This is a genomic window from Anaerocolumna chitinilytica, assembly GCF_014218355.1.
GTDB classification, from domain to species: Bacteria; Bacillota; Clostridia; order Lachnospirales; family Lachnospiraceae; genus Anaerocolumna; species Anaerocolumna chitinilytica.
Genome location: NZ_AP023368.1, coordinates 5,574,025 through 5,600,361 on the forward strand (window position 1 = coordinate 5,574,025; position 26,337 = coordinate 5,600,361).

At 37.4% G+C, this 26,337-nt stretch carries 28 protein-coding genes and 1 tRNA gene; 9 read left to right on the forward strand and 20 right to left on the reverse strand.

The features are described 5' to 3' along the window. Positions 1-10: 10 nt before the first annotated feature. The 15 genes from ilvD to bsdcttw_RS24715 form a co-directional block, all read right to left on the reverse strand. The gene (gene ilvD, locus bsdcttw_RS24645) at positions 11-1,741 is read right to left on the reverse strand and encodes a dihydroxy-acid dehydratase (RefSeq protein ID WP_330602337.1); all 1,731 of its coding nucleotides are present in this window, start codon (positions 1,739-1,741) and stop codon (positions 11-13) included. A gap of 86 nt (positions 1,742-1,827) precedes the next feature. After that, on the reverse strand, positions 1,828-2,673 hold the full coding sequence (locus bsdcttw_RS24650) for an energy-coupling factor ABC transporter ATP-binding protein (RefSeq protein ID WP_330602338.1): 846 nt from the start codon (positions 2,671-2,673) through the stop codon (positions 1,828-1,830). Between the two features lie 23 nt (positions 2,674-2,696). Continuing rightward, positions 2,697-3,482 (reverse strand): cobalt ECF transporter T component CbiQ, encoded by a 786-nt coding sequence (gene cbiQ / locus bsdcttw_RS24655; protein ID WP_185257396.1) that lies wholly within the window; start codon positions 3,480-3,482, stop codon positions 2,697-2,699. A 117-nt stretch (positions 3,483-3,599) separates the two neighbouring features. After that, the gene (locus tag bsdcttw_RS24660) at positions 3,600-4,601 is read right to left on the reverse strand and encodes an energy-coupling factor ABC transporter permease (protein ID WP_185257397.1); all 1,002 of its coding nucleotides are present in this window, start codon (positions 4,599-4,601) and stop codon (positions 3,600-3,602) included. Between the two features lie 210 nt (positions 4,602-4,811). Continuing rightward, the gene (locus bsdcttw_RS24665) at positions 4,812-5,180 is read right to left on the reverse strand and encodes a metal-sensing transcriptional repressor (RefSeq protein ID WP_185257398.1); all 369 of its coding nucleotides are present in this window, start codon (positions 5,178-5,180) and stop codon (positions 4,812-4,814) included. A 122-nt stretch (positions 5,181-5,302) separates the two neighbouring features. Further along, the gene (argC, locus tag bsdcttw_RS24670) at positions 5,303-6,250 is read right to left on the reverse strand and encodes an N-acetyl-gamma-glutamyl-phosphate reductase (protein ID WP_185257399.1); all 948 of its coding nucleotides are present in this window, start codon (positions 6,248-6,250) and stop codon (positions 5,303-5,305) included. Positions 6,251-6,586: 336 nt separating this feature from the next. Beyond that, positions 6,587-7,144, reverse strand: a complete 558-nt coding sequence (locus tag bsdcttw_RS24675) for a histidine phosphatase family protein (RefSeq protein ID WP_185257400.1) — start codon at positions 7,142-7,144, stop codon at positions 6,587-6,589. A gap of 74 nt (positions 7,145-7,218) precedes the next feature. After that, complete coding sequence (locus bsdcttw_RS24680; protein WP_185257401.1) at positions 7,219-7,677, reverse strand: cupin domain-containing protein; 459 nt, start codon at positions 7,675-7,677, stop codon at positions 7,219-7,221. Positions 7,678-7,691: 14 nt separating this feature from the next. Continuing rightward, on the reverse strand, positions 7,692-8,552 hold the full coding sequence (rfbD, locus tag bsdcttw_RS24685) for a dTDP-4-dehydrorhamnose reductase (RefSeq protein ID WP_185257402.1): 861 nt from the start codon (positions 8,550-8,552) through the stop codon (positions 7,692-7,694). 88 nt (positions 8,553-8,640) lie between these two features. Continuing rightward, a complete protein-coding gene (locus bsdcttw_RS24690) occupies positions 8,641-9,336 on the reverse strand; it encodes a GNAT family N-acetyltransferase (RefSeq protein ID WP_185257403.1) in 696 nt (231 codons plus the stop codon). 62 nt (positions 9,337-9,398) lie between these two features. Next, positions 9,399-9,767, reverse strand: a complete 369-nt coding sequence (locus bsdcttw_RS25450; protein ID WP_225903748.1) for a YkvA family protein — start codon at positions 9,765-9,767, stop codon at positions 9,399-9,401. A 381-nt stretch (positions 9,768-10,148) separates the two neighbouring features. Further along, positions 10,149-11,399 carry a S8 family serine peptidase gene (locus bsdcttw_RS24700; protein ID WP_185257404.1) on the reverse strand — a complete coding sequence of 417 codons (1,251 nt, stop codon included), beginning with the start codon at positions 11,397-11,399 and terminating at the stop codon, positions 10,149-10,151. 433 nt (positions 11,400-11,832) lie between these two features. Then, positions 11,833-12,705 carry a class I SAM-dependent methyltransferase gene (locus tag bsdcttw_RS24705; RefSeq protein WP_185257405.1) on the reverse strand — a complete coding sequence of 291 codons (873 nt, stop codon included), beginning with the start codon at positions 12,703-12,705 and terminating at the stop codon, positions 11,833-11,835. A gap of 174 nt (positions 12,706-12,879) precedes the next feature. Then, positions 12,880-13,500: a chemotaxis protein CheW gene (locus bsdcttw_RS24710; RefSeq protein WP_185257406.1), complete on the reverse strand. Its 621-nt coding sequence runs from the start codon at positions 13,498-13,500 to the stop codon at positions 12,880-12,882. A gap of 275 nt (positions 13,501-13,775) precedes the next feature. Then, positions 13,776-14,540 (reverse strand): MBL fold metallo-hydrolase, encoded by a 765-nt coding sequence (locus bsdcttw_RS24715; RefSeq protein WP_185257407.1) that lies wholly within the window; start codon positions 14,538-14,540, stop codon positions 13,776-13,778. A gap of 472 nt (positions 14,541-15,012) precedes the next feature. On the opposite strand from bsdcttw_RS24715, the gene bsdcttw_RS25370 reads away from it, so the two are divergent. Next, positions 15,013-16,080, forward strand: coding sequence for a M23 family metallopeptidase (locus bsdcttw_RS25370; RefSeq protein ID WP_185257408.1), 1,068 nt, complete (start codon positions 15,013-15,015; stop codon positions 16,078-16,080). Positions 16,081-16,195: 115 nt separating this feature from the next. On the opposite strand, the gene bsdcttw_RS24725 is transcribed toward bsdcttw_RS25370, so the two are convergent. From bsdcttw_RS24725 to bsdcttw_RS25275, 5 genes are all read right to left on the reverse strand, one after another. Further along, positions 16,196-16,268 (reverse strand) — tRNA-Lys (locus bsdcttw_RS24725). A 237-nt stretch (positions 16,269-16,505) separates the two neighbouring features. Continuing rightward, positions 16,506-16,823, reverse strand: a complete 318-nt coding sequence (gene trxA, locus bsdcttw_RS24730) for a thioredoxin (RefSeq protein WP_185257409.1) — start codon at positions 16,821-16,823, stop codon at positions 16,506-16,508. A gap of 43 nt (positions 16,824-16,866) precedes the next feature. Beyond that, on the reverse strand, positions 16,867-17,019 hold the full coding sequence (locus bsdcttw_RS24735; RefSeq protein ID WP_185257410.1) for a hypothetical protein: 153 nt from the start codon (positions 17,017-17,019) through the stop codon (positions 16,867-16,869). Between the two features lie 88 nt (positions 17,020-17,107). Then, entirely contained in the window at positions 17,108-17,746 is a 639-nt protein-coding gene (trmB, locus tag bsdcttw_RS24740) for a tRNA (guanosine(46)-N7)-methyltransferase TrmB (RefSeq protein WP_185257411.1), read from the reverse strand. Then, a complete protein-coding gene (locus bsdcttw_RS25275) occupies positions 17,743-17,871 on the reverse strand; it encodes a hypothetical protein (protein WP_269140610.1) in 129 nt (42 codons plus the stop codon). Before bsdcttw_RS25275 ends, trmB begins: the two co-directional genes overlap by 4 nt. A gap of 421 nt (positions 17,872-18,292) precedes the next feature. Here bsdcttw_RS25275 and bsdcttw_RS24745 point away from each other — a divergent pair, with 421 nt between their 5' ends. The 8 genes from bsdcttw_RS24745 to bsdcttw_RS24780 all read left to right on the forward strand — a co-directional run bounded on the left by bsdcttw_RS24745 (position 18,293) and on the right by bsdcttw_RS24780 (position 26,313). Further along, positions 18,293-18,604: a hypothetical protein gene (locus bsdcttw_RS24745; protein WP_185257412.1), complete on the forward strand. Its 312-nt coding sequence runs from the start codon at positions 18,293-18,295 to the stop codon at positions 18,602-18,604. Between the two features lie 25 nt (positions 18,605-18,629). Further along, positions 18,630-19,664 carry a V-type ATPase subunit gene (locus bsdcttw_RS24750; protein ID WP_185257413.1) on the forward strand — a complete coding sequence of 345 codons (1,035 nt, stop codon included), beginning with the start codon at positions 18,630-18,632 and terminating at the stop codon, positions 19,662-19,664. A 16-nt stretch (positions 19,665-19,680) separates the two neighbouring features. Further along, positions 19,681-21,582: a V-type ATP synthase subunit I gene (locus tag bsdcttw_RS24755; protein WP_185257414.1), complete on the forward strand. Its 1,902-nt coding sequence runs from the start codon at positions 19,681-19,683 to the stop codon at positions 21,580-21,582. Between the two features lie 27 nt (positions 21,583-21,609). Then, a complete protein-coding gene (locus bsdcttw_RS24760) occupies positions 21,610-22,032 on the forward strand; it encodes an ATP synthase subunit C (RefSeq protein ID WP_185257415.1) in 423 nt (140 codons plus the stop codon). 146 nt (positions 22,033-22,178) lie between these two features. Continuing rightward, on the forward strand, positions 22,179-22,487 hold the full coding sequence (locus bsdcttw_RS24765) for a V-type ATP synthase subunit F (RefSeq protein WP_185257416.1): 309 nt from the start codon (positions 22,179-22,181) through the stop codon (positions 22,485-22,487). Between the two features lie 12 nt (positions 22,488-22,499). Continuing rightward, the gene (locus bsdcttw_RS24770) at positions 22,500-23,069 is read left to right on the forward strand and encodes a V-type ATP synthase subunit E (RefSeq protein WP_185257417.1); all 570 of its coding nucleotides are present in this window, start codon (positions 22,500-22,502) and stop codon (positions 23,067-23,069) included. A 77-nt stretch (positions 23,070-23,146) separates the two neighbouring features. After that, the gene (locus tag bsdcttw_RS24775) at positions 23,147-24,913 is read left to right on the forward strand and encodes a V-type ATP synthase subunit A (protein ID WP_185257418.1); all 1,767 of its coding nucleotides are present in this window, start codon (positions 23,147-23,149) and stop codon (positions 24,911-24,913) included. 14 nt (positions 24,914-24,927) lie between these two features. Further along, positions 24,928-26,313 carry a V-type ATP synthase subunit B gene (locus bsdcttw_RS24780; protein ID WP_185257419.1) on the forward strand — a complete coding sequence of 462 codons (1,386 nt, stop codon included), beginning with the start codon at positions 24,928-24,930 and terminating at the stop codon, positions 26,311-26,313. The last annotated feature ends 24 nt before the right edge of the window (positions 26,314-26,337 follow it).

Sequence of the window (26,337 nt, forward strand, 5' to 3'; positions counted from 1 at the left end):
AGGCATTTGCCTACTCCATATAGCCGCCCTTCATAGGGGATACCGCATGTTTTCCATAGATGCTTAACACACCGGTTTTATATTTAGGTTCTCTTGCGTTTAAATGTTTACGTCTTTCCTCGAGAACATTTCCCATCTCTTCCTCTGATAAGTCCTTTCCCTTTACTCCGGCTAGTTTAAGAATACGATTCTCTATATCCAGTAAGATTAAATCCCCTTCCTCCACCAGAGCAATGGGGCCGCCTTCTGCCGCCTCCGGTGAAACATGACCGATGGCAGGGCCTTTTGATGCACCGGAGAAGCGTCCGTCGGTGATTAAGGCAATTGTTTTGCCAAGCTCTGGATCAGAGGAAATAGCTTCCGTGGTATAAAACATCTCCGGCATACCGCTTCCTTTGGGTCCCTCATAACGGATGATAACTGCATCTCCCGGTTTTATTGCTTTACTAAGTACTGCTTCTATAGCCTCTTCCTCACTGTCAAACGGTCTTGCGGTAAGAAGTGCCTTGTGCATTTCCTTCGGGACAGCCGAATGTTTTACCACTGCCCCTTCCGGTGCCAGATTTCCCTTTAATACTGCTATGGTTCCGTCTTTTCCGATAGGGTTGTCATAGGGACGAATAATATCCTCCCTCTTTAATCCTGTATCTTTCAGATAGGAATAGCATTTCTCATAATATCCGTTCTTCTTTAGCTCTTCCAGATTCTCTCCCAGAGTTTTTCCGGTAACCGTTAATACTTCTAAATGAAGGTTTCTCTTAATTTCCTCCATTACCGCCGGCACACCTCCTGCATAGTAGAAATACTGGGCAGGCCATTTACCGGAAGGCCGTATATCTAACAGGTAATGAGCCCCTCTGTGAAGCCTGTCGAAACTGTCACTATCCAATTCAATGCCAAACTCTCTGGCAATAGAGGGCATATGGAGAAGGCAGTTGGTTGAGCCCGATATGGCAGCATGCACCATAACTGCATTCTCAAAGGACTTTAATGTTACAATATCTCTTGCTTTGATTCCCTCTCTGGCAAGTTTAACGACTTGTTCTCCTGCTGCCTTCGCCTGGGTTAATAAGTCCTCACAGGTAGCCGGCATTAAGGCACTTCCGGGAAGCATAAGCCCCAGTGCCTCTGCCATTATCTGCATACTGGAGGCAGTCCCCATAAAAGAACAGGCTCCGCAGGACGGGCAGGCATTGTATTTATAATAATTTAACTCTTCTTCTGAGATCTCACCGCGCCTGTACATCGCGCTGTAAGCGCCTATTTGTTCCAGGGTAAGAAGCTTCGGACCTGCCTCCATTACTCCCCCTGTAACCATAATTGAAGGTATATTTAATCTTCCGATTCCCATCAAATGAGCAGGAACACCTTTGTCACAGCTGGCGATAAAGACTCCTCCGTCAAAGGGTGTTGCTCCCCCATGAATCTCAATCATATTGGCAATGGTCTCCCTGGATACCAGCGAATAGTTTATTCCGTCGTGCCCCTGAGCCATGCCGTCACATATATCAGTAGTGAAATATCTGGAAGCCTTGGCTCCCTCTCCTTCTATTCCCTTAACGGCCTTTTCCACCAGTCCGAAAAGATGGGCGCTGCCCGGATGGCTGTCCCCAAATGTGCTTTCTATCATAATCTGAGGTTTTGATAAATCTTCAATACTCCAGCCCATCCCTCTTCTCAAAGGGTCCAGTTCCGGAGCAATCTTACGAAGCCTCTGACTTGGCATATTTTCTAAATCCATCTTAAACTCCTTTCGTGAATATTAATTCATCGATTTAGTACTCCTGAATACGTAGTTGGAAAAATACTTTTTTAACCTGATTACTATCATTCTGCGCCTTCTTTGCTTCCCTTGTCAATAGCATCCTTATACGGAATATATCCTTGCATACATAACGGCAATTCCAAATGATTTGCCTCCAAAACAGCCTTATCCTTTAAGATATCCTCTGCCGGTCCATCCTTTACAATCCGTCCTTCTGAAATCAAGATAACCCTGGAACAGGTCTCCAGTATTAAATCCAAGTCGTGGGAAGCAATCAGTTTTGTCAGCTTCAGGCGGTTAAGTACATTAATCAAAGTCCTGCGGTTACTGGGGTCAAGTGCTATGGAGGGTTCGTCAAATAATAGAATATCCGGTGTCATAGATAACAAGGTGGCTATGGAAGCCATTTTCTTCTCTCCTCCGGACATCTTATAGATCTGCTTGTCCTTTAAATGAGTAATTCCCATGGTCTCAAGGGCCTCCATAACTCTTTTATCAACTTCCTTCTCTTCCAGTCCATAGTTTCTCGGTGCAAAAGCAACATCCTGATAGACGCTTTGAGTAAAAAGCTGATTATCGGAATCCTGGAATAAATAACCGGCATGGGCTCTTACCGCAGCTAAAGTATCCCGCTTTACCGTAATCTTATCTATTAACACCTCTCCCTTATAAGCTGTTTCCAACCCGACCAGTATTCGAAGAAGTGTGGATTTACCTGCTCCGTTGGCACCCACAATTCCCACAGCCTCTCCTTCCTTCGTAGAGAAGGTAATATCCTTTAGGATTTGAGCACCACTTTCATAGGAAAATGATAAATTACTGCATTCTATTAAACCTCTATCTTTCGTATCCTTTGTAAGATTGTCCTTCATTTGTTTATTCGTATCTTTTCCTTTTGTCATCCACATAGTAAACCGCCCTTTCCGGTATCTTACCGAACTAATATCTTTATTCCAATAAAGAGTGCTGCAAATATCCCAAGCCATAAGGCCAAATAGGCATAATCCTTATCTTGCATCCTGGTCTTCCTAATATAAGTAAATTCACCGTTAAATCCTCGCAGCAACATGCTTTCATATAGATTACCTGCCCTATCGATAGAGCGAAGCAGCAGTTGTCCAAGAAGAGAACCCCATATTTTATATTTCACGCCCTTTTCTCCGGGGGCTCTTAAGGAATAGGCCTGATACACATCGTTGGCTTCTGCCATTAGCACCGTAATATAGCGATAGGTAAGCAAAAACTGTGTAACCAGCAGATTAGGTACATGCAGAAGCCTTAATGCATAGCAAATACCATCAATACCTGTGGTTGCAATTAATAGGAAAGAAGCTGAGATGCAATACATTCCTTTTAGGAACAGTGTAACCATGGATATTGCTCCTCCGGATATTCCAACTCTTCCAAGAATGAATACAGGTGTTCTGTCAAAAATAGGATTGAATATTCCTATAAATAGAAGCAACGGAATAAGTCCGCTTATCTTTTTTAGACATGTTTTAAGAGGTATGTCCGAGAGTTTTAATAGGATAACAGGATATATTATGAAGGGAAATAAACCAAAAAAATTATATCTTTGAAAAGATACTACTATTATCATATATATCAGGGTAACAACTAATTTCACCAGAGGATGTACTCTGTTAACTTCCGTCTTTCTCTCTGCCATTTCCTCCAATTCATGAACGGCAAATATTGCATCTGTTATTTTAGCCATAACTTATGTCCTTTCCGTTACCTGCAAACTTTGGGCAATGGGATGAAATGCAGGAAGAGGAAGGCAGTTCCTCTAATAGAAGAAGCTGCCTTCCTGATAAAAGATTCGTATGTTTTTTTATTCCGCCGTGCTGTCTTTTCTTCGAAACATCTTGAACAAAACGCCGCAGCCAATGGTAAGCACTGCTACAATTCCAGCCCCGATAATTCCAGAAAAGGAGGTTCCAACAGGAGAATTACTGTCTGGGAAGGAATAATCCGGTAATATTGCGGTCTTTTCCTGTATTTTTTCTGCTGATTGTACGGCATCTGAATATGTATCCTTAGCAGCTAACTCTGTATTTCCTGTAATTTTCTCAATAGACCATTCAAGGCCGTCCGGATGCTGTGACGCTGCAAGGGATAACCCTCCGCCGATTAGAAGTACTGCGATTCCCATGATTACCATTACCTTTTTAAAACTATAACTTCCTTCCGGTGCACCTTTTTGAATCAGCTCCGGTCTCGTATTATATAAAAATATTACAACTGCCCCTGTTATCAATCCTTCTACGGTACCGATAGCAAGATGAATAGGCTGCATCAGTGCTAAAAATTGTCCGAAGGACAGAGCGGTAATACCGGAGAACAAGGTCTCCAAGGTCACACTGAATGCCCCCAACTGAAGACTTATTACACTTCCCAATACAGAAGCTATCATTATACTTTTTTTGTTTATTGTCTTGCCGGTAAGAGGACGGTAGATTAAAAGATATCCTACAAAACATCCATAGAAAGCCATATTCCATATGTTAGCTCCCAATGCCAATAACCCTCCGTCTGCAAATAACAGACATTGTATCAGCAGAACCGATACCATTGACAGAAATCCTGCGTAAGGTCCTAATAATATGGATAGCAGCAGCCCGCCGCATAAGTGTCCGCTGGAGCCGGTGCCCGGAATTGTAAAATTAATCATCTGGGCTGCAAAAACAAAGGCTGACATAATTCCCATAGTCGGTATTTTCTTAGGATCATTTTCAAGTCTTACCTTTTTTATTGAATAAGCCGTTGTTACACCGGAAGCAGCATACATAGTCGCTGCAACAGCGGGTGCAATAAGAGCATCTGCCATATGCATAATTAATCTCCTTCTGTTTAACAATCTATCTGAATTATAGCGGACCTGCAGCTAAAAACAAGCCTATGGGGGGGATATTTATGCAAAATTTTTCAGAATATTTCAGACTGGTATTTATATGCATTAGGTAGAACAAACAGGAAGAATATTTTACTATAAGATACAAAACATGCCCCGGATAGGGATAGGGGCATGTTTATAGGTATCTATTTACTTAATAAATCTATCAATCGCTTTGTTAAGATTCTCTAGGGAAGTTTTGTCTCCCGATTCAATTGCATCCACAATACAATTCTGAATATGGTCTTCCAGTATTATCTTTCCGGTACTGTTAAGAGCTGCAATTACTGCCGAAAGCTGGATGAGTACCTCGCTGCAATCCTTCCCATCCTCAATCATCCGTTTTACGGATTCCAAATGACCGGAGGCCCGGGATAACCGGTTTAAGACTGCCTTTGTATTTTGGTGACTGTGTTTATGTTCTTCGCCATCTTCATGAGTGTGAGTATAGCTTGTAGCGCCATCCAGGATATGTGCATGCACTTTCTTACTAAGCCGTGCAGTGGTTTTCTTCTCCATTTACTTTCCTTTCTAATAAAAAGGATGCTTTCCTTTATGATAATACACCAGCTGCAGTTCCAGATTCATCCTTAACTGATATTAACTCTATCATAACATACTTTTTAGAAAAGCAACAGCCTTTATAATACCAGGCCTTCTTCCTCTTTACAGCCAAGCATCAGATTCAGACATTGAATAGCTGCACCGGAAGCACCTTTCCCCAGATTGTCAAAATGTGCGGATAAAACAATCCGTTCCTTATTACCGGTAACATAGATCTTAAGTCCGTCCCAGCCGGAACAGCTATTGCCGCTTAAGAAGCCATGTTTATCGGCTTCTGCCCCAAAGGGCATGACTTGAACAAAGAGCTCATTCTTGTAGTATTCCGTCAAAAGCTCCTGTACAAACTCCGGCGAAGAAACTCCCTTTAACATATCCAGATAGAAAGGAACCGAGACCAGCATACCGCTATAATAATCTGCTACAATAGGAGAGAATAAAGGTTCTCTACTAAGGCCGGTTATATACTTCATCTCTTTCAGGTGCTTATGCTGCTGGTTTAAGGCATACTCTCTGGGAGCATTGTACTCTGCCAGGCGATTAGCATCCTCATATTCCGCTATCATTTTTTTTCCGCCGCCGCTGTATCCTGTAAGGGAGAAACTGCTGACCGGATAGTCCCCAGGGAGAATTCCTTTTGTTATCAGTGGATATAGTAAGGAAATAAAGCCCGTTGCATGGCAGCCGGGTACACTGATTCGCTTGCCCTTTTGAATCTTAGTCTTATATTCTTTCGATAGCTCCGGAAAACCGTAGGCCCATTCTCTGTCAGTTCTATGGGCTGTCGAAGTATCTATAATCTTAACGTTTTCGTTTTCTACCATAGCCACTGCTTCTTTTGCAGCAGCATCTGGCAGGCAGAGAAAGGTAATATCAGAAGCATTGATAAGCCTTTTTCTTTCCATTTCATCTTTTCTCAATTCCGGAGATATGGTCAGTATCTCCAGGTCCTGGCGATTCTGAAAGCGTTCATGTATACGAAGTCCGGTTGTGCCTTCGCTTCCGTCTACAAATATTTTAGTTTTCATTTTATAGTCCCTCCTCTGGAACATTGAATTATATTATGTTATGTATTTTTATTCACTTTTTAATACAGTATTATTGTAACGGCCGGCTAATGAAGAATATGCTTTATTATATCAAACTTTTCAAGCATAACAGTAGTTTATGATTAATGACGTGGGTTTGTATTATTGATTATTATAACACTTCTTATTTTTTCTGCAATACATAATTTATTTTTATTCATATTAATTGCAATATTTTAATTATTATTCATATTAATTTCCTTATTAACAGATAATCTGATGGGATTATGAAAAGAAAAAGCTCAGTCTCAGAATTACCTCTGAGACTGAGCTGCCTTACACCCACCCAAAACATTGAAACTCTTTGTTGTACTCAACTTCTAAGACTTCTCCGTATGCTATTACATCTATCCCTGCATACCTTCTTATAACTCCCCCATGTGCGACAACAACTATCTTCTCATATCCAAGATCATAGTACTTATCCATTACAGGCTTCGTACGTTTGATAATTTCAGAAATTGTCTCCCATTTTTTTGTTTCCCCTTGGGGATATTCCCCGCGGCACTTAATGAATTCTTTATGTAAATTTGAATTTTCTTCTTCTCCCTTTACTTGAAAAGTCTTATCCGGAAGGAATTCATGTAGGTCTATTTCCACCAGGATATCCAAGTTAGCATTTTTAGAGAGAATAGCTGCCGTATACAATGCCCTTGTATAAGGCGAAGCTACAATTATCTGGCAGCCTTGCAGCAGCGGACTCCTAGAAGCCTCTTTCGCCTGTGCTATCCCAAGCTCTGTTAATGGAGCCATATCTCTTCCCATTCCGATAAACCCTTTTTCGTCCACATAGGTTTTGTCCGGTTCCCCGTGTCTTACGAATACAATCTTCATAGTATAAATCCCCCCTATAGGTTGCTTCTATTGCTCGTTGCTTCTATTGCTCGTTGCTTCTATTGCTCGTTGCCTCAATTCGGCTCTGATGTCCACAATGGATCAATAGCTGAGCCAGGAAAACTACGACGTTGCTCATTTGATTTTTGTAAGTACATATCATCATCCGGATAGTAACAAGTGTCTTCCTTTTCATTTGTTCCTACATCTAAAATAACCAAATTATCACTGCCAGAATTATAAAATGTATGAGCAATGTTTTGTGCTGCCGGCTTAGCAAAAAAATCACCTTGCTTTACGGGCACTTCTTTGTCGTTCAGTCGTAACGTGCCGGTCCCTGAAAGGACCATAAAAAATTCTTCCTGCTGGGAATGACTATGGTACTTCGTGCTGTAGGCTTTTGGTGGAACAGTATCAATATTAACATAAATTTTTTGGCTGCCTGCTGCTGCACCTAACGATTTTGTGATTAAGCCAACAGAATCCTTCCAGATATAATCATTCGTAAACAGATCAACGTTTTTTATCTCCATATACTACTCCTTCATTATATTAATGGCTGCTTCCCATTGTATTCTTTTAGAAATCTCTTCAAAGCATTCTTCCATTCCGGTAATGATTCAAACCCGTTTTCCACCAGTTTACTACTATCCATTCGGCTGTTAAAGGGTCTCTTTGCCTTTGCACCATACTCTTCACTAGTTATTGGAATAATTTCAATAGTTTTACTCGTGTACTCAAATATTTCTTGAGCAAATTCATACCAGGAGCAGAAACCTTCATTTGATACATTGTACTTTCCATATTTATTTGTCTGAATCATATCCACTAAAATTTTAGCCACATCTATGGTATATGTCGGTGAACCAATCTGGTCTGAAACTACCTTAATGCTATTCTGAGTATCAGCAAGTTTCAGCATAGACTTAACAAAATTTTTTCCGTTAATTCCATATAACCACGAAACTCTTACTATAAAATATTTATCCAGCAGTTCTTCAACTGCCACTTCTCCCTGATACTTACTTTTTCCATACTGGCTGACCGGGTTTCTTTCAGCCTCTGCTTGCCATGGTTCTATGCCATCTCCACTGAATACATAATCAGTGCTTATATACAATAGAGTAATATCGTATTTATTGCACGCTAATGCAAGGTTTCTTGTTCCCTCTGCATTAATTAAATTACATTTATCTACTTCGTCTTCAGCCTTATCAACTGCAGTATAACCGGCACAATGAATTATTACATTTGGCATTATATTCTCTATCATCTGAAAGACAGCCTTTTGAATGGTTATATCACAGTCTTTTGAACCGATGCCGACAGCATCTATGCTTCTTTTCTTCAGTTCTTTCAAAACGTCGTAACCTAACTGCCCTGTGGCACCTGTTACTAAAACCTTCATTTATTTCATGACCTTTCATTTGCTTTACCTGTTATCTTTTTTCTAACCACATATTATTAATAAGCCATCCATTAACTCTTGAAGAGACTTAATTAAAAATCCAATAAATGCTGTTCTCAGATATATTAAATCCAAGCTTCTTTTGCAATGCCATCGACTTTGTATTATTTACTTCAACCTGCGCATAAGGTATAGCGCTCATATCAAGTATTTTGTTCACCATATAACTTTCAAGAACTGTGCCATAACCCAGATGCCGGTATTCAGGAAATACCTCTAACAACCCTATGCTGCCTTCCAAATGAGTTCCAATAAAGCCTACAAGAACTTCATCTTTATATCCCCCATATATACTGCCGTCTTTTAAAAGAGCTCTAATTTCTGAATCTGACAGCAAATCATAATGTTTCAAGACTGAATCTGCATGGTTGATATCTAACTGTCTTACTTCTATACTTTTATCTATAACCAGTTTATCTTTGCTCAGATAAGCTGCTTGAAAGCATTCAAGTTTATTGTTTAATCCGAATTTATTTGATATATAGTCTGCCATGAATTGCTGATGCGCTACAATAAGACTGCATTCAGATATCTTACTAAGTACTTCATGCCCTTTTTCAAAGGAAGCTGCAGATATCATTAGGGCATTGCTTTTTAGTTCTTTCATTAACACACAATCTGAATCTGCATATAAGATATCGGCGGTGTTCCTATTGATAGGTTCAATCATCCCGATATGCAGCAGTTGGTCCTTCATCAAGTATTTTATTGCTTTCTCTTTCATCTGTTTTCTTCCTTTTGCCTTTGTAGTTAAAACTATAAATCATCTTCCGCTAACCCTCATTATCAGAACCAGATAATTCTTATAATAGAATATATCACAATTACCCATATGGCTACAATCGGTAAAGCCAAATACCATTTCTTTGGTTTGCCATCTGCCCATAGTCCTTCAGCCATTAAACGACATTCAGCAAATTTGTCTGCGGGAATCAACCGTACCGTCAGTGTGATAAGAAGCGGCAATATAATTACATCATCCAAATAACCTAGCACAGGTACAAAATCTGGTATAAGGTCTATTGGGGATAATGCATAGGCAATGGTAACACCGGCAAGAATTTTTGCAATTACAGGCGTCTCTTTTTCCCTCAACGCTATAAAAATAGCGGGGATATCTATTTTCAACTGTTTTGACCTTTCTTTCAGATTCATTCTTTGTCATTCTCCCAAAATTGGTTTTCCTGATTTGGATTTTATACAATGAAACAAATGCAAGGCAAGCTACACCTTTTGCTATCTTTACTATGCTTAAATATTTATTATTTTAAATCATATGCTATAATTTTACTATACTTTAATCTAAATCCTGTTTGATTTATTGATAGAATAAGCAATGTCCATGAATTCTGTAGTACAGACAGTCAGGTGTGTAAATCTCATGCTCGAGTTTTTCAATATCATTGACTCCTTTTTAGGTATAATAATAGAGTCAGTACCTGAAATTCGCTCATTCAGATACTGACTCTTTCCTATAATTAATATCCCTTGTTACTCTTTATCTTACTTTATATAAAACTTTTTATAACATATTTCCTATTCCTTAGCTTTCTTAATTGCATCAATAAAAGCGGTTGGATTTATTATACTACTTATTCCGTCCTTTGCTTTCGTACTGGTCTCAAAAAGGGTCTTAACTATCTGCTCATTGTCTAGGGACGGGTCAACCTGCCATCCCAAAGCCAATACTCCTGCTGCATAAGGTATTCCCCAGCTTAACCCGCCTTGACCAGTATACTGGTAGGAAGGTGAGCCTTCCACGTATTCTTCGGCAACTGTTCTATAGGACGTCGGTACCCCTATTTTCGAAGAGGGGATTATAAATTTAGATGTAGGGAATCCCCCTGTACACATCGCAGCATCATCGGGATTCTCTGGATCATAGTATGCCGGAGCAATAATACCAGTTGTTTTATCGTCTCGGCAATCTAATACCAGAATTCCTTCCTTCTGGGCTGCAAGAACTGCTTTATCCCACATTTTCTGATTTTTTATAAAAGGAGAACCAACTCCTGAAGGTGCTGCCGACACTGACACAACACGAATTTTTTCATCCTTCGGTAATTTTTTATTCACTTTAATAATCCAATTGAGTCCTTTTGCAAAGAAAGAGCTATCTCTGGTCCAGGACGGTGCAGCAGCGAAATAAACCTTTGAATCCGGTGCCACTCCCACTGTGCTGCCAACCAAAATACTTGTAACCGCAGGTGCGTGCATGGAACCACTCTTGGGATCCTGCTCACAACCGGTATCATAATATTTCGCTATTTTTCCATCGAACTCCGGATGATGAAGTAAAAGATTCTGGTCAATAATTGCAACATTAATACCTTTACCTGTAATACCTTCTTCGTGAAGCTTTCTGATACCAAGACCGGGATTTTTACCATTATCCATTATTTCTTTTTGCCGGCTTTCGTTGCCCTTTAGAACAGTACCTTCGTTAAAAGTATATGTAATCATATCATCCAAACTATATTCATTTTCCTCTAATATTTTCTTTTCTCCATCAAAGGCTCTTATATCATCAAATGGCTTAATAGAAACTTTTGTCTCGTTATCCTTCTTACTTGATAATGGTGTAGCTGGCTGGGACTCAGCTGGTTTACTTGTTTGTTCAGCTGGAGTTGCCGTAACCTGTGTCTCAGTTGGGGCAATGCTTACCGTTGTTTGAACTTTGCCGGAATTGATACTCTCGTTTGTTTTTTCAGACTTACTACAAGCCGTTTGAAATAATAGCAACAAGGCGATAACTAAAATACTCAATTTTTTCATTTTCCACTTCATCTTTAATTCCTCCTCCATCAATAAGATTAAGATGACTAATATAAAACCATCTTTGCATTGTTTTACATCAATAGGCTTCATTTCCAACTGTCTATAATTGTAAATCAAAATACATAAATTTACTATACTTTATGTGCTATTTATGGAATAAAATTATCATTGTTCTAACCTTCCAGGATGTTATATAAGGTCCATTAAGTGTTAATTCCCATTATACTTTCTACAAATTGAGTTAACAGCTTTAATCGTATTACTGTTCTTCAATAAAAACTCCCGGGAATTTCTTAAATTGTTTAATCAATCAAAGAACATAATAAGAAAGAGCCAATATCCAAAAGATATCAATTCGGATATTGGCTCTACTTATTAGTGTTTTTAAACATAGACACAGCATTTACAAATTTAAATCAAATGTTTAGTTACCTTTTTATACTTATTTTGTTCCTCGAAGCACCATTACTAATGACATATTTGTATCCCATTGTTTTACACCTTTATCGTATAGGTGCAGACGCTTATCATATTTGGCATTTTTAATCTGCTTTAATTCATCGATTTCATCCAAGGTAATAATTTTTGGTGCAATAAGAGGTAAAAGGTCAATGTTATCAAGCTCAATTTGCCGATTAGTATTAATCATTGCGTATGCCATTTCTTTAGTATATTCAGGATTATCTGGAGTTAGGTTTATAGTTAAATAACTTGTAGAAACATTATTGAAACCATATTCCTGCATCGTTAATGGCAATTCCAACTCTGATAAGGGATAAGCGCATACATTATATTTTTTATCTACTTCTTTAAAATATTTCTCAGTACGTTTATATATTTCTTTTTCTAATTCAGTTTGTTCAATAATACATGGTGCTTGTATGTTAATCCCTCCCCTTGCTGATAAAACAAGGCATACTCCATTGGGTTTTAAAATACGATATTGTTCCCCAAAAAACTTTGATGGCTCTATATGTTCCTGCACTGTATTTGATATTGTGGCATCAAAGGAACTGTCGCTAAAAGGCAAGCTTGTGGCATCAGCTTGGATAAACTTAATAGTTGCAGCTTGTTTAGATGCAAATGCAATAAATTCACTATCCCTATCAGTACCTATGATTTCTGCATTAGGATACCAACGATGTATTGATTGTGTTAATGCTCCAGGTCCGCAACCAATTTCTAATATCCTATGTTTGTCATCAATCATGAATGTATCAATATAAGACTCTTTAAAAAAATCGGAAAACCGTAATGAACGACTAAGGTATAATGTACCAATTTTTTGAATATATGTCGACCAAACTGTATCCATCCTATACCTCCAATAATAAATATAATAAACAATCACAATATTATATAATATCGAACATTAAAACTTAATAACGTATATTGAAATTTGAAGGGCAAGCTTTGAATAGTATAGTATTAACCTTACTTAGGCCATGACTAATGACTAGTTGGCTTTTACCAAATTATTCGACACCTTTTACATTTTCAATTTCATTCTAACATCTATAAGTTGCTTTTCATAACTACTAAAATCAAGATACTTAATTTTTTTATTATCTATCTCTATTTCTTTTCCATACAATGAACTATCGATTTCATGCTTTGGATAGATTTTTGTAATAGTAAAAGCATATATTTCCTTGTTAATATCATAAATAAGTAAATAATTCTCTTCTGATAATTCCTCTTCTATAAGTATATGCGTCTGAATTACTGGCACTAATCCTTCATACCAGTTTAAGATTGCGACCATTGGTGGATTTTCGTTAACCTTAAATTGATTATAATTCCTTGTCGGATAAGTAATTATTTCATGAATGGCTGAAATATCGGTGTAATAATTATTCATTCCAATTGTAAAGAGTAGAATCTGCTTCCCACCTTTAATAACAACAGGTTGCTTTACAATATTTTCATATTGGAATCCCATATCAGAATGCATATGTTTTATCATTTCATTAAATGCTAAATTGACATTTCTTGTACCAATGAGTTCTTGTTTTATTATTTTTTCTTCACGTGAACAATGAACTTCAGAGTTCAACGCGAAGAGTTTTAAATTTTTCAACCAAAACTCAACTTTGTCTTTTGCTTCCATACGATACTCCTTCACCCTTTATATTCTTTAGAAATATCTTTAATATTAATTAAATCATTTTTCTATTTCAAGCTCCTATTTCGTCTGACACCTGGTGACTCCTTGACAGGCCGAGTATACCAGAACAGCTGTTAAACCCTTTTATCAACTGAATGACCATATATATAATGCATAATATTTATATCGTCTTTACCCAGTGTAATACTTACAAAAATGCAAAGCTTGATATAATCAATATTTACTTACAATTACAATGACCTCATATCGTATACTTCTTAAATATGAATATTAAATTTACCAAATTGGTACAATCCATTTCCTTGAACAAGTTTACCTGATTCGTATAATTCCGTAAAACCTTTATCAATATCATATATTAAGTCTGGACTTATATGAAGCATATGATGTGCTGGTAATACCTTTTTTACTGCTAATTCTTTAACTTTTTTTACAGAGTTCATAAATTGATATGGATTGGTTGAGGGGTAAAATGCATCTAAAGTCCCTTCGTATATTAAATCACCGCTATATAAATAATTCCTTTCTATTTCATGAAAACATATGTGACCAGGAGAATGGCCAGGTGTATGTATCACTTTAATATTTCTATCCCCTAAACTTATAACATCATTTTCATGTAATAAAAACGAAATCTGACCTTGATAAATTTGATACTGTTCGCTATCAAACTCTTTTGGAAACTCACATGGTTCTTTCAGTAAATTCATTTTCACAACGCTTAATGGAATGGGAAAATTTGTGTTTATCCAGTCTTTTTCTGTTTCGTAAACACCGATATTATCAAAATATTTATGTCCTCCGATATGGTCCCAATGAACATGCGTTGTAACTACTTTTATCGGTAGATTTGTAAGATTATCAACTACCTTTTTAATATTTCCAACACCAAGCCCTGTATCAATTAAAAGGCTGCTATATCTTCCATTAAGAAGATAACAATGTGTTTCTTCCCAGTGCTTATATTCACTGATTGCATATGTAGCATCATCTATTTTTTCAACAGTAAACCAATCATCCATTCTATCACACTTTCTACAGTTGATGTATTCTTAAATATATCTAGTTTGTATCATTAATTAATTTATCAATCTAAGACATATTTTAAATCAAAATACATAATTTCACTATACCCTGATGATAATTTTATGAAAAGCCAAAGAAGTACCTGTCACATCCGACAATGAAATGATGAATTAAGGAAATTAAATAAATCGTTTGGAATTGGGTTCATCCTACTTAATGCTGTTGATATTGATGAGGGTGAAATTCTAGTTCCTGCTAAAAAAAGAGTTTATTTATTTGGATATATTATTTATCTCTTAAAAGTATCCAGAGAATTATTCTACAAATAAGAAGAGAAAACCAAATATAAAATGTGTCATAAGCAAAATGCTAATGGCGCATTTTTGTTTCAGAAAAAAGTTGTAGGTTGAGATGCTGATCTACCTGATGATACTATTTAAATAGAATATTAAGGAAGTGGTGATGTAAATGGAAATTACGATTTTACCTAAAGATTATATAATAACAATGTCTGATTTTAATGTTGATATATATTTTTCTGATTTTATGCTTAGAGCATTAAGGATTAAAAATACAACAGATGCTGCAATAGAAATACAAAAACTTTCTTTTACAGTAAAAAAATGCGGACAGGTTATAAAAGAGTATGTATATTCTTATGAGTCTTTAAAGTTCTGGATACCACAATGGAATAAAAACATTCATATTTCAGAAAATCAAATAGGAGCCTTAATAGGAGCTCAAAAATTATGGGATTACAATTGTTTAGCTGAAAGTGCAACATTACAACCAGGTGAAGAAATTGGATTAAGAAATGAGTACTTCCATATTGTATATAACGAATTATTAGATGAACTTATAGTTCAGGTTAAATATACACAAGAGGGTATTGAGTACAAGAAAAATAAGAATATCACTCTTATAAAATATAAAAATAAAAATAAATATACTTTTCCTGTTAAGGGAACATGGCAAGTAAACGGGAATTTTGATTGTCTCCTTGCTCATCGTCAAAGAAACGCTGATGAATTTGCCTTTGATTTAGCCAAACTAGATAACAATCATATGGTACCTATTAATAAGAATATGAAACAAGAAGACTATCCTTGCTATGGAGAAAAGGTATATGCTATTGCTGATGGAGTAGTAGTACAAGTTTATGAGGAAATGAAAGAAAAAACCATAGGGATAAGTAGAGAGGAAGAAGAAAAAATAGAATCTATCCATGGCTATTGGCCAGTAATCACGGGTAATGTAGTAACTATAGAGCATGTTGGAGGAGAGTACTCCCAATATGATCATTTACAGTATCATAGTATAAATCTAAAAATTGGAGAGGTAGTAAAGCAAGGTCAAGTTATTGGTTTAGTAGGTAATACAGGTTTGTCAGGTTGTCCTCACCTCCATTTTGAATTAACAAGTGGTCCCAATGCAGAAGCTAGAAGTTTTCCTTGCTCCTTTACTAATATCTATAATTGTAATGGAAATCCAATTGAAATAATTACCGAAGAATATACTATTGTACATGCTGAATAAATTATAAAGTAGTCTGATTATTTTATTATTAGGATAATAATGCATCAAATTTTTTTGTATAACAAAAAAGCCCTAACCCAGCAGCTCTCTCGTCTGCCAAACTAGGACTTCAAAGTGCGCCTCCAGGGGCTCGAACCCTGGACACCCTGATTAAGAGTCAGGTGCTCTACCAACTGAGCTAGAAGCGCTTATTTTGCTTGTTCGTGTTTCCCGAACGCAAAAATGATTATATAATATCTATAAACAAATTGCAAGCATTTTTTTAAACTTTTTTAATTTTTATTTTAATTGTTTACAAAAGCTTATTTTTCAACAATTATTATCCAATTCAGACAAGCTTTCTTTATTAACCAGATAAAATTAGGGCAGTGCTTTCTCTAGTAAAAAGCACTGCCCGGTTAGTTACAACTATGATCTCATAAAACTTATTTTAATTTTTCAATCTTATCGGTTAACTGTGATTTTGGTACTGCGCCGATTACTGTATCAACTACCTGCCCATCTTTAATAAATAACAGGGTGGGAATAGACATAACTCTGTATTTACTGCTGATGCCGGGAGCTTCATCTACATTAAGTTTGCCCACTTTAATCGTTCCCTCATAATCTGTCGCAAGTTCTTCAACAACCGGTGCCATCATCTTACAAGGACCGCACCAGTCCGCATAAAAGTCAACCATTACGGGAACCTGTGATTTTAAAACTTCTTCTTCAAAATTTTCATCTGTAAATTTGTGAGCCATATTTGTTCCTCCTTCGTTCATTTACACTGTATTTAACAGCAATCTATGATTGTTTTTTATTGCTCTTCTTTTTTAATCCCTTGCCTAATATTCCATTTATCTCGTCAAAGGAATTTTTCATCTGAAGTGCACGTTTGTTGAGTTCCATATTGCCGCTAAATGATTTAGCGAGCTGAGATTTTAATGTGTTTTTCATTATAATCTCCTTATTTAAAGCTTTATATCTATTATATGCAGATTTTTTTAAATTGTACAGGGGGTAACATAAGTATCATGTAAAACTATTATTTCTGTTTTATTACCATTCTGTGTATAGGGTTTCCTAGTCCTGAAAACTTCTCTTCATATTCTGTCATTACATTTCCGGTTACATATTCGCTGTTATGAAGGTCATAAGTATGATTAACCAGCGCCCAACCCGCATTTTCTGCTTCTTCTAAGGAAAAATCAAAGAGCAGACGGTTATCTGTTTTAAAAATGATCTCTCCCTCTTCTTTTAAAAATCCTTTATATCTTGATAAAAATTCCTTTGAGGTCAATCTTCTTCTGGCATGCCTGTCTTTGGGCCAAGGATCAGAAAAGTTCAAATAAATTCTCTCAACCTCTCCTTTATCAAATACATTATTTACAGTTTCCGCATCCAAACATAGAAAAAAGAGATTTGATAGCTCCAAATCTTTTCTTTTCTCTATACCACGAATTAATACGCTGGAATACTTTTCAATCCCAAGATAATTGATGTCTGGATTCTCTGTAGCAAGCTGGCAGATAAATTTACCTTTTCCCATTCCAATCTCAATATGAAGAGGGTTATCGTTACCAAAAACTTCTTTCCATTTGCCTTTGTGTTGTTCCGGATTATGAATAACATATTCATTTGTTTCAATCTCTTCTTTGGAACCTCGCACATTTCTCAATCTCATAATGCACCATCATATATTGCAGGTCTGAATGTATCCATACTGCCAGATATACTGCCCTGCTGCCACCTATAAACAGAGCGAAAGAATCCCTTTGTGGCAACCTTTCCAGTTATATTTTCTTCCACTCTCATTCTGCTGCTAAGTTACAAAATATTATTTTTTACGACTTAATTCTTATTGAAATTTTTGCTAATTCATTATATCATACAAATAGATAATAACAAGTACTTAAACATTTTTGGGGCTTCTCAAAATAACTGTTTTTAAAAATTTAATTTTTCCAACGATTTAATTAATTATAATTAATTAATTGTTAATAATTTATCGAAATTTGTACATTTTAACGATAGTATTTTTTAATTTCTGTAGTATTATATAGCTGTGTTCCAGCTTAAAAAATAGGAATTATACTGACTATTTTAGTCTAGCCGTAAGGTCACATGCTTTATAATTTTTCAAGGTTAATTCTTATTGGCTTACAATTATTATGAATACCGCGTATATTATACGTAAGCCAAACAAAAAATAAACGCAAGGAGGTTTAACATGGAAAATGTAATTGGTCTTTTACACGACATTGAAGAAAAAGCGAATCTTATCATTGCACGTGCCAACGATGAAAAAGTGAAATTACACGAAGCCTTAAAAAATGATTTGGAAAAGTTGGATAAAGACGTAGCTGATAGCACTAATGCAAAACTTCTTGTATTAAAAAATCAGGTAACAAAGGAATTAGCCGCCGAAAAAGAAGCTATAACAAAAGACTGGGAAAAGCAACTTGCCGACTTGGAATCTAATTATGCCAGGAATCACGATTTATATGTCGATCGGATAATGCAGGAAATCATCAGTGAGTAAATAATTAGTTACAGGGAGGTTTGTTATGAGCAATTTATTAGTCTATAGCGGGATTGTTACAAAAACCAAAGCCCTGGAGGCCAAAGTTGTCAAAGACGCAGAATATCAAACAATAGCAAACTTCGAATCCACAGCCGATTTTATTGCGTACTTAAAGTCTCATCCCGGGTATGATCATATCTTTTCAGGTATAGATGAAAACCTTATCCACCGCGGTCAGGTGGAGGGAATGATAGACAACTGCCTGTACAAGGACTTTTCCAAATTATACAGCTTCTCTAATCCCGAGCAAAGAAAGGTACTTGACATTGTCTTTCTCCGTTATGAAGTGAACATATTGAAATACTGTATGCATATGGTCTATAACCAGCACAGGCAATACGACCTGGACAGCATTACTGCCTTTTTTAATAAGCATTCCAGTATTGATATTACAGCACTCGCCTCTTCCAAATCCATGGATGAATATGTAGAAAACCTTAAAGGAAGCGACTACTATTCTGTACTTACCAGCATTCAGAAGACGGAGATAACCTCCTTTGATTACGAAATGAAGCTTGATATCCAATACTTCATGAAAGCATGGAAGATGAAAGATAAAACTCTGTCCGGCGATAATCTAAAGTATGTTACAGAAACCATAGGTCTTGAAATAGACCTGCTAAATATAATGTGGTTATACCGCTCCAAGAAGTTCTACAATCTTCAGGTTAAGGATGCCTACGCTTACATTATTCCCATCACTTATAAATTAAAAAAGGATAAGTTGATAAAACTGATGGAAACCTCCACCATTGATGAGTTCAGCGGGGTATTAAAGACAACTCCTTATGAGTTTATGATTCCTTCCCTCGCAAATGGCACAGTTGAAAAGGTATATCAGAAGACTTTATTTAAGAATTATAAACATCAAAGTGATAAATACCAGAATTCCATGGCACCCATCAGTTATTATTTGTATCTTAAGAGGACAGAAATTGACAGGCTTACATCCGCACTGGAATGTATCCGTTATAAGCTTGATCCTGCAGATACAATAAAATATATTACTATTACTTGAATCGGAGGTGTAATAATTGATTGAAAAGATGAGATTTATCACCATTACCGGTCCAAAGGCTGAGTTTGACAGAGTTGTAGGCACGTATTTGAATAAATATGAAATTCACCTTGAGAATGCTCTATCCGAACTTAGTTCCGTTCAGGATTTAAAACCCTTTGTCGAGACGAATCCCTACAAAGATATTCATGCAAAGGCTCTTGAACTGGCAGATAGGTTTGATAACAAGCAACCCGTTAAAGCAACCAACATGACCCTTTCCGAAGCGTCTACAATAATTTTATCTGCGTCCCGGGAAATGGAAGATTTGACTGCCGGTAAGAAGAAGCTGGGAGTCGATAGAGAGCATTTATTGGAGCTTCAGAAAAAAATTGAACCCTTCCGCTCACTGGACTATGAACTTGATAAAATTCAGGACTTCAAATTTATAAAATACCGCTTTGGACGAATTTCCCGTGAGTATTACACCAAATTCTCCAAATTCGTGTATGAAAGCCTTACAACAGTGTTTGTAGAATGTCGAAATGATGCGGACTATGTTTGGGGTGTATATTTTGTGCCGGCTTCCGAAGCTGAAAAGACAGATACTATATTTTCATCTCTGCATTTTGAAAATATCTCTCTTGCCTCGGAATATGAAGGAACACCGGAGCAGGCTTATAATTCCCTCGTCAAGAAGTTGGAAGAAAATCAGAAGTCAATTGACGACATCAACGCTGAGATGAAATCCCGCTTAAGCAGCCGTTCAGACCAGGTATTAAATGCTTATGAGCACATCAGTGTATATTCCAATAATTTTGATGTCAGGAAAATGGCTGCCTTGACTACTATTTCTAAAAGAAATGCCTCATACTTCATCCTATGCGGCTGGATTACAGAGGAAAGCGCTCCTGCTTTACTTCATGATATTGATAAGGATAAAAACATCTACTGTTTATCAGAAAAAGATCTTGCTAGTATTAACTCAAAGCCGCCGACAAAGTTAAATAATTTTAAGATATTCAGGCCCTTTGAAATGTTTATAAAGATGTATGGTCTTCCGGCTTATAACGAGATGGACCCTACCCTTTTTGTTGCTATCACCTATTCCATCATTTTTGGAATCATGTTCGGAGATGTTGGTCAAGGTCTATGTCTTGCAATAGGCGGCGGTTTACTGTATTACTTTAAGAAGATGCCTCTGGCTGCTATTGTTTCCTCAGCTGGTGTATTTTCCACCATCATGGGCTTTATGTACGGCAGTATTTTCGGTTTTGAAGATGTTCTGCCTCATATATGGCTTAATCCCATGGAAAATGTAATGACAGTACTGTTAACGGCTGTAGCCTTTGGTTCAGGCCTTATTATAATCGCAATGATTATAAACATTGTTAATGGTATAAAAGCAAAAGATGTTGAAAAAGTTTTCTTTGATACCAATGGTGCCGCAGGTCTCGTATTCTACGTGATGATACTGGTTTGTGTCGTTCTTGTAGCAACCGGTAACCCTATGCCTGCCGGTATTGTACTCCTTGTTTTCCTGGGAATACCACTTATTCTTATCTTCTTAAGAGAGCCCCTCTCACATTTAGTCGAGAAGAAGGCTGAGATATTACCGGAACAAAAGGGTATGTTTTTTGTAGAATCATTTTTTGAGTTATTTGAAATCGTTTTAAGCTACCTTACAAATTCTATTTCCTTCCTGCGTGTTGGTGCTTTCGCAATCAGCCATGCAGCCATGATGGGTGTCGTAATGCTTTTTGCAGGAGCCCATACAGGGAACCCTAATATATTGATTGTAATTCTTGGTAATATTTTCGTAGCCGGTATGGAAGGCCTCATTGTTGGTATTCAGGTACTGCGTCTTGAATATTACGAAATGTTCAGTCGATTTTACAGGGGGACAGGAAAAGGATTTAAACCATATAAAAGTAAATAATAGTATAATTTTAAGGAGGAACATATTATGACAATGACAGCAAAAATCATTTTAGTAATCGCTTTAGTATTAAGTATCGCAATTCCCTTTGGAGCATTTTTACTCAGTGAAAAGAAAAAAGGAAACTTTAAGGCAACAGTACTTGCAAACTCATTTTTCTTCTTTGGTACATTAGTAATTGCACACATCTTATTATTCTCCGGTCACGTATCTGCTGCTGAAGCTACAACAGCTGCATCTAACGCAGAAGGATGGAGATATTTAGCTGCTGCTCTTTCAACTGGTTTATCCTGTATCGGTGGTGGTATCGCCGTTGCTTCCGCTGCTTCCGCTGCCTTAGGCGCTATGAGCGAAGATTCCAGTATCATGGGTAAAGCACTTATCTTCGTAGCTCTTGCAGAAGGTATTGCTCTCTACGGATTAATCGTATCATTCTCTATCTTACCGTAATGCAAAAAAGAAGTGTGAAAGTATTTCTTTCACACTTCTCTCCTATGCATATTGCAAGACATCCCAAAGCTATAACCGCTCTCTACGGGCAATTGCAATAATGCCTAGCATAAGGCTTTTCTCTTATTAATTAAGGAGGTAACTGTATGCGTATGTTTCTTATCAGCGATAACGTTGATACCTACACCGGAATGCGCCTCACAGGCGTGGATGGAGTTGTCATACATTCTAAAAAGCATTTAAAAGAACAACTGGATAAAGCGCTTGCAGATAAAACGATCGGAGTTCTTCTGATTACAGAAAAGTTCAGCCGCGAATTCCCTGATATTATAAATGATGTAAAATTAAACCGAAAGCTTCCGCTGATTGTTGAAATTCCCGACCGCCACGGAACGGGAAGGAAACCCGATTTTATTACTTCCTATGTAAATGAAGCAATTGGAATAAAATTGTAAAGGGAGATGTCTATGACTTTAGATGAAAAATTAGAACAATTTTATAATTCTGCAATGGAAAGCGCCACCAGTCAGAATATTGAAATAATAGAAGAATATCAAAAATCTTTACAGCAAATCTACAACGAGCACAAGGAAGAAGAGTTAAGAAAAGCTGATGCAACATATAGAGCCGAATCTGAAAAACTGCTTCGTGAAAAAAATAAGGAAGTCGCTAGTGAGTTAATCACTCTAAAGAGAAAATTAAGTGATCGTTCCTTTGAGCTGAAGAGTAAACTTTTTGAGGATATCTCTGCTAAACTTCAGGAGTATATGAAAACTCCCGAATATAAAGCCCTTTTGGTAAAGCAGATAAAAGCTGCAAAAAACTTTGCAGGTAAAGACAATATAGCAATTTATATCAATCCTACCGATGCTGCCTTAAAAGACACTTTGGAAGCGGAGGCAGGTGCCACACTAACCATAAGTGACCGTGATTTTATAGGCGGTATACGTGCTGTTATTCAGGAAAAAAGCATTTTGATAGATAATTCATTTCTGACCAGAATGGAAGAATCCAAGAATAAATTCGCTGTAAGTTAATTCATTAACATTAACTTATAAGCCAGTATCAAATTAAAAATGCCATGTGAAAAGAAGAAAGGGGAGTTATCTCCATTATGAATATAACAGGAAAAATACACGGAATTAACGGACCAATTGTATATGTGGCAGGCAATCAGGGCTTTAAGATGGGCGAAATGGTTCTTGTTGGCAACGAAAAGTTGGTCGGAGAAGTAATCGGTCTTACAAAAGAACAGACTACGATACAGGTATATGAAGAGACTACCGGTATGAAACCTGGCGAATTAGTATATTCAACAGGCGCTGCTATTTCCGTAACCTTAGCACCCGGTATTATCAGTAATATCTTTGACGGTATAGAACGTCCATTAACAGAAATAGCAAAATCTTCCGGAGCATATATTTCCAGAGGTGTAAGTGTAGATGCACTTGATCAGAACAAGCTTTGGGATGTGCATGTAACCGTAAAAGAAGGGGATAAAGTATACGGCGGAACCATTATCGCCGAAGTTCCCGAGTCACGTGCTATTGTTCACAAGTCAATGGTACCTCCCGGAACAAATGGTGTAGTTATCAAAGCTGTAAGAGACGGACAGTATACAATAAATGATACCATTATAACCATCAGAACACCGGAAGGAGAAGAGAAAGACATTACTCTTACTCAGAAATGGCCTATTCGTGTTCCGAGACCTACTTCCAAAAGATACCCCGCAGACCGTCCCCTTATAACCGGACAGCGTATTATTGATACCTTATTCCCTATCGCTAAAGGCGGTACAGCTGCCATTCCCGGAGGATTTGGTACCGGTAAGACCATGACACAGCATCAGCTTGCTAAATGGTCCGATGCGGACATTATCGTATACATCGGCTGCGGTGAACGTGGTAACGAAATGACAGAAGTATTGGAAGACTTCTCAAAGTTAGTAGATCCGAAATCCGGCAATCCCTTACTTGATAGAACCACTCTTATTGCTAATACTTCCAACATGCCCGTTGCTGCTCGTGAAGCTAGTATCTACACCGGTATTACTTTAGCTGAATACTATCGTGATATGGGTTATCACGTAGCTATTATGGCTGACTCTACTTCCCGTTGGGCAGAGGCTCTTCGTGAATTATCCGGACGTTTGGAAGAAATGCCCGCAGAAGAAGGTTTCCCTGCATACCTGGCTTCAAGACTTTCAGCCTTTTATGAAAGAGCCGGTTTTATGCAGAACTTAAATGGAACAGAAGGCAGTGTATCTATTATCGGAGCTGTATCCCCTCAGGGCGGTGACTTCTCTGAACCGGTTACACAGAACACCAAGCGTTTTGTTCGCTGTTTCTGGGCCCTTGATAAATCCCTGGCTTATGCAAGACATTTCCCTGCTATCCACTGGTTAACCAGCTATAGCGAGTATTTAAACGACTTAGCTCCCTGGTATACTCAAAATGTCGGAAGAGACTTTATTGATTGCAGAAATCAGTTATTAAGCATATTAACCCAAGAGAATCAGTTAAATGAGATCGTAAAATTAATCGGTAGTGACGTACTCCCGGATGACCAGAAGCTGGTACTAGAAATTGCCAGAGTCATTCGCTTGGGATTTGTTCAGCAGAATGCTTATCACCCTTCCGATACCTATGTACCTTTGGATAAACAGCTTAGAATGATGCAAACCATACTTTATCTTTACTCCAAATCAAAGCAGCTCATTGGTATGAATATGCCTATGTCACTGTTAAAGCAGGAAGATATCTTCGAAAAGATTATCTCAATTAAGTATGATGTTGCAAATGATGAACTTTTCAAATTTGATCACTATACAGCTATGATTGATGACTTCTATAATCGCATCATGGCCAAGAACGGTTAAGGAGGATTAAAACTATGGCAATAGAATATTTAGGATTAAGTGAAATAAACGGCCCTCTTATTGCTATTGAGGGTATACGTGATGCCTCCTATGATGAAATCGTAGAACTGACCGTAAACGGAACCAAGAAGATTGGTAGAATCGTAGAAATATACGAAGATAAAGCAGTTATACAGGTATTCCAGGGAACAGATGAAATGTCCCTTAATAACACACATACAAAATTAACCGGTCGTCCCTTGGAAGTAGCTCTTTCAACAGATATCTTAGGCCGTGTATTTAATGGTGTAGGTCAGCCCATTGACGGTCTTGGCCCAATAGTACCTGAAGTGAATAAGGATGTTAATGGTCTCCCCTTAAATCCCTGTACCAGAGAGTATCCCAGAAACTATATTCGTACCGGTATTTCCGCAATTGACTGTCTTACAACTTTAATTCGTGGTCAGAAGCTTCCTATCTTTTCAGGAAACGGTCTCCCTCACGACCAGTTGGCCGCACAGATTGTTAAACAAGCTTCCTTAGGTGAGAACAGTGATGAGGAATTTGCTATCGTTTTTGCAGCTATGGGTGTTAAACATGACGTTGCTGATTTCTTCCGCCGTACATTCGAAGAAAGTGGAGCAACACCTCACGTAGTAATGTTCTTGAACCTGGCAAATGACCCTGTAGTAGAAAGATTAATTACTCCAAAAGTTGCTTTAACTGCAGCAGAATACCTGGCATTTGAAAAAGGAATGCACATTCTCGTTGTTTTAACAGATATGACTTCCTTTGCAGAAGCAATGCGTGAGGTTTCTTCCTCAAAAGGTGAAATCCCCAGCAGAAAGGGTTATCCCGGTTATCTGTACAGTGAATTAGCAACTATTTATGAAAGAGCCGGAATCGTTAGAGACCGCAAAGGTTCTGTTACCCAGATTCCTATTCTTACAATGCCCAATGACGATATAACACACCCTATCCCCGATTTAACAGGATACATCACAGAAGGTCAGATAGTTCTTGACCGTTCCATATACCAGAAAACCGTATATCCTCCTATTAATATTCTTCCTTCCCTGTCACGTCTTATGAAGGATGGTATCGGTAAAGGATATACCAGAGAAGATCATCAGGATCTTGCAAACCAGTTATTCTCCTCCTATGCTAGAGTAGGTGATGCAAGAGCCCTTGCCAGTGTAATCGGTGAGGATGAACTTTCTCCTATTGATAAGAAGTACCTAAAGTTCGGTGCTGCTATGGAACGTGAATTTATTACCCAGGGAATGGATGAAAACCGTACCATTATTCAAACATTAGACTTAGGCTGGAGACTGCTTCGCATGTTACCCAGAGAAGAGCTTGATAGAATTGATACTAAGGTACTGGATAAATTCTATATCACATCAGAGGCTTCCAAATAAGTACCTGAATTAAGTGAGTCCGTT